The organism is Bordetella petrii, assembly GCF_020991325.1.
Lineage (GTDB): Bacteria > Pseudomonadota > Gammaproteobacteria > Burkholderiales > Burkholderiaceae_B > Bordetella_A > Bordetella_A petrii_E.
This window is the reverse complement of the sequence record NZ_JAJMLX010000256.1, coordinates 1-6,436: the sequence shown is the minus strand read 5'-3', so window position 1 is coordinate 6,436 and position 6,436 is coordinate 1. Positions and strand designations below refer to the sequence as shown.

Annotated in this window: 7 protein-coding genes; 5 read left to right on the top strand and 2 right to left on the bottom strand. The window is 64.1% G+C overall.

The genetic code is table 11. The features are described 5' to 3' along the window. The 4 genes from LPZ50_RS20000 to LPZ50_RS19985 all read left to right on the top strand — a co-directional run. Nucleotides 1-558: NAD(P)-dependent oxidoreductase (locus LPZ50_RS20000; protein WP_268903500.1), on the top strand; the 558-nt coding region annotated here is incomplete at its 5' end. Between the two features lie 76 nt (nucleotides 559-634). After that, the gene (locus tag LPZ50_RS19995) at nucleotides 635-1,678 is read left to right on the top strand and encodes a LysR family transcriptional regulator (RefSeq protein ID WP_230664224.1); all 1,044 of its coding nucleotides are present in this window, start codon (nucleotides 635-637) and stop codon (nucleotides 1,676-1,678) included. Nucleotides 1,679-1,896: 218 nt separating this feature from the next. Further along, the gene (locus LPZ50_RS19990; RefSeq protein WP_230664221.1) at nucleotides 1,897-2,886 is read left to right on the top strand and encodes a Bug family tripartite tricarboxylate transporter substrate binding protein; all 990 of its coding nucleotides are present in this window, start codon (nucleotides 1,897-1,899) and stop codon (nucleotides 2,884-2,886) included. Nucleotides 2,887-2,908: 22 nt separating this feature from the next. Beyond that, on the top strand, nucleotides 2,909-3,682 hold the full coding sequence (locus tag LPZ50_RS19985; RefSeq protein ID WP_230664218.1) for an aspartate/glutamate racemase family protein: 774 nt from the start codon (nucleotides 2,909-2,911) through the stop codon (nucleotides 3,680-3,682). A 147-nt stretch (nucleotides 3,683-3,829) separates the two neighbouring features. Here the strand turns inward: LPZ50_RS19985 and LPZ50_RS19980 are convergent, their stop codons facing one another. Further along, nucleotides 3,830-4,900 carry a BamA/TamA family outer membrane protein gene (locus tag LPZ50_RS19980; protein WP_419195618.1) on the bottom strand — a complete coding sequence of 357 codons (1,071 nt, stop codon included), beginning with the start codon at nucleotides 4,898-4,900 and terminating at the stop codon, nucleotides 3,830-3,832. Between the two features lie 78 nt (nucleotides 4,901-4,978). Continuing rightward, nucleotides 4,979-5,941, bottom strand: a complete 963-nt coding sequence (locus LPZ50_RS19975) for a SphA family protein (RefSeq protein WP_230664212.1) — start codon at nucleotides 5,939-5,941, stop codon at nucleotides 4,979-4,981. Between the two features lie 192 nt (nucleotides 5,942-6,133). Between LPZ50_RS19975 and LPZ50_RS19970 the strand changes: the two genes are divergently transcribed. Then, nucleotides 6,134-6,436: DUF3348 family protein (locus tag LPZ50_RS19970; protein WP_230664209.1), on the top strand; the 303-nt coding region annotated here is incomplete at its 3' end.

The window sequence follows — 6,436 nt, the reverse complement described above, 5'->3', positions numbered from 1 at the left end:
AGCCGCAGCTGGGAACCGCTGCTGGACGACTTGATGCCGCGCGACCTGGAAGGGCAGCACGCCGTGGTGGTCGGCTGGGGCGGCATCGGCCAGCGCATCGGGCAGTTGCTGCAGGCGCTGGGCCTGGAAGTGTCAGTGGCGCGCCATGGCGGCGAACCCGCCGGCGCCGGCATGCGCACCGTGCGCTACAGCCAGTTGGGCGACCTGTTGCCCGGCACGGCCTGGCTGGTGCTGGCCTGCCCGCTTACCGACGCCACGCGCGGCCTGGTCAGCGCCAACCTGCTGGCCGCCCTACCCGCGCATGCCTGCCTGATCAACGTGGCGCGCGGCCATGTCGTGGATGAGCCCGCGCTGATCCAGGCCCTGCAGGCCGGCCGGCTGGGCGGCGCCTTCCTCGACGTGTTCCACCACGAACCCCTGCCCGCCGCGTCGCCGCTGTGGGACCTGGACAACGTGATCGTCTCGCCGCACAGCGCGGGGTTTTCCGATGGAAACGCGGTGCGGGTACGGCGCATATTCGTGGAAAACCTGCAGCGCTGGCTGCGGGGGTGTTTATGATAGGACGCCGTCCATCGTCCTGTGGCCATGGGAGGCCTGCCCCGGCGCACGTGCGCCGCAACTCCCCGAGGCTGCCATGTCTGTATCGCGCCCGCCAGCCGTCTTCGATCATGACTTTGGCGACATCCCCGACTGGAGCTTGTTGCTGACCTGGGTATACATCGTGCAGGCGGGCTCTATGGCACAAGCAGCACGGCAATTGGCCATTTCCCGGGCAGCGGTGTCGCAACGCCTGAAGCTGCTGGAAACGGGCCTGGCAACCGAACTGCTTATCCGTGGCCAGCGCCCGGTGCAACCCACCACGGCGGGCATCGAACTGTACGACCAGGCTGAACGCCTGCTGCGCCAGGCCACGGCCATGCGCGAATCCATGCGCGCATTCCACGCCGAAAAACGTCGCATCGTACGATTCGGCACGGTGGAATCCTTCGCCAGCACCCTGGCGCCCTGCTTGCTGGATGGCCTGGGCCGGGCAGGCTTGCCCGAGATCCGCTTGTCGTCAGGCCTGACTCCGGACCTGGAGCTGCAACTTGAAAAGGGCCTGGTCGACATGACGGTGACCACCAGCCCGGCCGTTGGCAAGGGCTCGCTGCGCAAGCACGCCTTGTTCTCCGAGCGCTATCTGCTCATCGTGCCGAACTATGCGCGAGTCGACCGGGGCACCACACTGGAAGGCTTGGGCCGGACCCTGCCTTTCATCCGGTACAGCGCCCGATCAGTCATCGGCCATGATATCGATGTGTACCTGAACCTCCTGGGCGCCCACATTCCCAGAACTTTCGAGTTCGATACAGCCGGTCCGATGCTGAGCCTGGTGTCATCGGGCATGGGGTTCGCCATCACCACGCCCCTGTGTCTCTGGGAAGTACGGCATTTCATTCCCCAGGTGCAGATCCTGGCAATGTCATCGTTGCATTCGCGCGAAGGCCAACGCCTGTCGCCGCCCGAACGCACGTTTTATCTGGGATACCGCGACAACGAGCCATCGGCCATCCGCCGCCGAGCCGCGGGCCTCATCCGGCGCGCGGCCGAGCAGATGATGAATGACGCCGTAGGCCCGGCGCTGGCCATGGAACCGACATTATTGTGGCAACCGCACGCCGGCCAAGGCAGTCCATAGCCTGGCAGAACCCCGTTCATCCTTGCTGCGCTTGCGTTTAGTTAAGCAATGCTTAACGTTCTCCTAGGAATTACCCTTTCTCGGGCCATTACGCACGCCGGATAGCTGCGCCCGCGCTCGCTTGCTTGCTAGGCTGTGGCCGTGAGCTCGAACCATGGGCTGCATACATACCGCCGCCTGAGAATGCGCTGGCGGCCAGAACAGCAAGGGGATATGCAATGAAGGCTCTACAAGCAGTCGCACGCATGCTCGCCGGGGGAACTGTGGCATCGGTGTTGATGGTCGTTGGCATCGGCAACGCACAAAACACGTACCCACAGAAACCCATCACCGTTCTGATCCCCTTCGCCCCAGGCGGCGCACTGGATGCCGTAGCACGTCCACTGGGCGAGGCCTACGGCAGGACGAACGGTCAATCATGGATTATCGAGAACCTGGGCGGTGCCGGCGGTACCATCGCCACCACGAAAGCCGTGCGGCAGGCACCTGACGGCTATCAGCTACTGATGGCCAGCAGCGGCCAGGTATCAGTCGCACCCTTTGTCTATCCCTCACTGCCCTACGACCCGTCTGCGGAGCTGGTTCCCATTGTGCACATCGCCGACAGCACGGCGGTGCTGTACACCAGCGCCAATTCTCCTTACCAATCAGCACAGCAACTGATTGCGGCAGCCAAAGCCGCGCCAGGTTCGATTGATTTTGCCCATACCGGCAATGGCAGCGTGTCGCACCTGGCGCTGGAGTTGCTGCAGCACGAAACAGCAACCAAGTTCGTGGCCATTCCCTATAAGGGGGCTGGAATTGCTATCGGCGACCTTGCGGGCGGCCAGATCCCGCTGTTGTTCACTTATGTCAGCACGGCCAAGCCCATGATCGACGCCGGCCGTGTGCGCCCGCTCGCGGTCGCCTCGGAAAGCCGCCTGGACTCGCTGCCAGACGTACCCACATTCGCTGAACTGGGAATCCAGAACGTTATCGCCAAACTCTGGATCGGCCTGATGGCGCCTGCCGGAACTCCGCAGAAAGTGATAGACACGCTTTCCCGGCAAGTAAACGCCGAACTCGACAAACCCGCCATGCGCAATCGTCTCGGACCTCAAGGCCTGGAAGTCAGGGGCGGCACGCCGCGCCAGTTCGAGGACATGATCCGCAGCGATACGGCTCGATGGCGCGAGCTGTCGAAGTCAGTAAACCTGATCGCCCAATAACGCTGAACTTCAAGGAAGAAACATGACTGCGATCTCTCGCCACGCCACCGGAGGAAAAACCGTCTACGGCGCGCGCGTCGGCATCCTGATGCTGGAAACCAAATGGCCACGCGTGCCCGGCGATACGGGGCATGCCGCGACATGGCCGTTTCCCGTACTGTACAAGGTGGTCAAGGGCACGTCGGCCCGGGTAGTCGTGCACGAGAAAAGCAAGGGCCTGAAGCAGGCCTTCCTGGACGCCGCTCGTGAGCTGGTCCGCGAAGGAGCCGACGGTATCACCACCACCGGCGGATTTCTAGGCATTTTGCAGAACGACCTGGCCGACTACGCCGGAGTGCCAGTGGCCAGTTCATCGCTAATGCAGATCCCCCTGGTACAGGCAATGCTGCCGCGCGGCAAACGCGTTGGCGTGCTGACGGTGCAAGGCGCGCGGCTGGACGGCGAACACATGGCCGCGGTAGGCGCTCCCTTGGACACTCCTGTCGTGGGGACTGAGAACGGGCATGAATTCACCCGTGTCCTTCTGGGCGATGAAGATTCCATGGACTACGAAAAGGCCGAGCAGGACGTTATCGCAGCGGGACACGAAATGCTGCGAAAGCATCCCGAAGTGGGTGCCCTGGTGCTGGAATGCCACAACATGGCGCCTTATTCCTGGCGCCTGCAAAACGAGCTGGGCATCCCCGTCTACGACGTGTACACCTTCGTCCGCTGGTTTCAGTCCGGCCTGGAGCCGCGCAACTTCGGCTACCCCAGCACAAGCCTTCCCCCTTACGGATGGCGCGAACGCCCCTGATGGCTGCGCCAACACGATGTCGCACGAGGCTGACCTCACACCCGCACGATCTTCCCTCCTGGTGTCCATGAATGCCTCCGGCTCTGTCCGGCCAATGTATCACCGCGGTTGGCGTGCCCGGCATGATCGGACCGCTTATCGCCGCCCTCACCGCCAGGCGCTGCCAACCTGGATATAAACAGCGTTCTGGTCCCGGCTGTGCGCGACATCTATGCCCACCGCCAGGCCCAGCTTGCGCGCGATCAGGTAGCGGAACCCGGTGCCCACGCTGGTAATGCTGGACGCCTCGCTGAAAGACTTCCAGCGCCCATAGGCCTTGCCCACGCCGGTAAAGCCCAGAATGGACCAGCGCGGCGTGACGTTCCAGCGCAGTTCCATTTCGGTGGCCAGCGCGGTCTTGTCCTGGTAGCGGCCGCGCGCCACGCCGCGCAGTTCCACGTCGGGCTGCGCATAGAAAGGCACCGAGCCGCTGCTGGTCTGGCCGTCCACGCGCAGGCCCAGTGTCCACTTGGGATGCACGGGCAGCCAGGTGTAGCCGCGCAGGCGATAGGTTTCGAACGACTGCGAACTGCCCAGCCAGCCACGCGCGAACTGGGCTTCCAGTTCGGCATAGCTGCCCTTGTTGGGATAGAACATGTTGTCGCGGCTGTCGTAGTCGATGACCAGGCCCAGCTTGCCGATGCTGCGCCGGCGCTCATCCACGTCCAGTTCGGTGGCGGCCTCGCCGGTAAACCGGGTGCGGGAACTGAAGTAGGTATAGCGCGGCCCGACGAACCACCTGGAATCGCCGACGCGGGCCAGCAACTGCTGCACCAGGAAGGTGCCCTTCAATTCGTAGCTGCGGCCATAGTTGCGCAGGCCGTAGTAATCCAGGTTCAACCGGCCTTGCCCCAGCGCCCCCAAATACCGATAGCGGTCCCCGCCCCAGCTGTGAAAATGGAACAGCCCCGCGCCGCGCGACCCGTTTTCCGTGCCCAGGGCACCCACGCCCGTCACATTGGGCGGCGCCATGGTTCCGCCTTCGGCGCGGGCCTTTTCGCCGGCCTCGGCCAGCGATTCCGAAAAATACAGCAGCATCAGTCCGCCCCCATAGCCCACCGCGGGCTCGGTAATCACCACGGGCACGGGCATGACGCCCTTGCGCTCCAGCAAATGGTTGCTGATGTCGAAGGCGCCGTCATCGGCGTCACGCATGGAGGACTCGGCGGCCAAGGCCATGGCGGGCAACAGCGCGGCAACAAGCGCCAACCCGCCCGTGCTCCGCTTCAGAAATCGAGCCAGGCTGCCCATCATCGATCAAAACACCAGCGTGGCGCTGGCCATGAAGGTGCTGCTGCTGTCCAGCCGGTTCTTGCTGCTGATCGTGGGTACCCAGCGCACGCCCATGGACAGCGCGCGGTCGTTCGCGAGTTTCATGTCGTACATCAGTACGGGCCCCAACACCCAATCGCGCCCCTTGAAACCATTCAGGCGGTCGGCCTGGGGGCCGCTGTCGCTGCCCAGTTGCTGGATGGTGCCCAGTACCAGGCCGGCGCTGAAGCCGTTGGCGAACGTCTTGCGCCCCATGGCCTCCAGCCCCAGCACCGGCGCGTTGCGATAGTCGGTGGCGCGGTTGCGGGTATAAAGCTGCAGGCTGGTCACCATGTCGAACTGGAACCCTGCTTCGGGAAAGATCCTGGTGTACGCCACCTGTGGAATGAAAGTCCAGTTGTTCAGGCTGGGGTTGGCCAGGCTGGCGGTATCGTACTTGCCCGTGGGCGCCCACACATTGAAGCTGAGCGCCATGTGCGAGGTCGGCGAAAAATGATAGCCCACGATGATGGGGCTGAAATACAGGTCGAACAGATTCGAGGCCGTGTCGCTGCGTGACGCGCCGCGGCCCTGCGGGCCGCTCAGGGTGGCATCGACCTTGTTGTACAGGTAAGGCAGCGTGATGCTGGACGCGAAGTTCCAGTTCCCGGAGCCGGTGTCCCAGGTCTTCAGGAAAGTGGCCAGGGTAAATGCCACTACGCCGTCCATGCCCAGGGTGGTTTCGCCGGCAATCGGCACGTCGCGGCTGCCACGGATATTGCCGTCCAGGTAAATCTGCGTCAGGTTCACGGCCGACACTGGCGTGGGCGACACGATGCCGGCATTCGGCTGCACCGTCGTGCCGGTGATCTGGCGACCCAGCGCGCCTTCGGTGGCCCAGGCCGCCGTGGGCGCCCCCACGCCCAGCCATATCGCCATGCCTGCAGTGCCCGCCAGACGCCAAGCCATAGGAATCGTGCCGTGCATCGCCCATCCCCCGGGTTTCCGTATCCGGTAACTCTAAAGAATAGGCAAGGAAAATGCGGCGCCATTACGTAATGTTACGTTTTACTCGCCCCGTCCAGGTCCCCATGTTTCCCGCCCACAACAGGCAAACCCCCGTCGCACCCTGTAAACTGCCGGATTTTTGACTCTGGCGGTATGGTGCACGTACCCCGGCGTACAGGTGTCAGCGGCCCCACACTGATCCGCCTGCTGGCTCGCCTGACAGACGCCGATATCCCCGAATCGAAGCAGTCGCTTTCCGACCGCCTCAGCCTGTGGCTGGGCTGGACCGACGCCATTGCGCTGTCCGCCGTACTGGACGGCGGGGCGCCGGCCGTCGCCGCGGGCACACAAGCCGATGCCAGTGAAACCCGCGAATATGACCGCGTGCGCGGCGCCCTGGCCCACGCCATTGCCGACGAGCGCGCCTTCGTGGCGGCGCCGCCGCGCGGGCCCCTG

Excerpts from the sequence above, each read along its gene's own strand:
- LPZ50_RS19990 (WP_230664221.1), top strand. The coding sequence starts at position 1,897 with ATGAAGGCTCTACAAGCAGTCGCACGCATGCTCGCCGGGGGAACTGTG.
- LPZ50_RS19985 (WP_230664218.1), top strand. The coding sequence starts at position 2,909 with ATGACTGCGATCTCTCGCCACGCCACCGGAGGAAAAACCGTCTACGGC.
- LPZ50_RS19975 (WP_230664212.1), bottom strand. The coding sequence starts at position 5,941 with ATGGCTTGGCGTCTGGCGGGCACTGCAGGCATGGCGATATGGCTGGGC.
- LPZ50_RS19980 (WP_419195618.1), bottom strand. The coding sequence starts at position 4,900 with ATGGCCTTGGCCGCCGAGTCCTCCATGCGTGACGCCGATGACGGCGCC.
- LPZ50_RS19995 (WP_230664224.1), top strand. The coding sequence starts at position 635 with ATGTCTGTATCGCGCCCGCCAGCCGTCTTCGATCATGACTTTGGCGAC.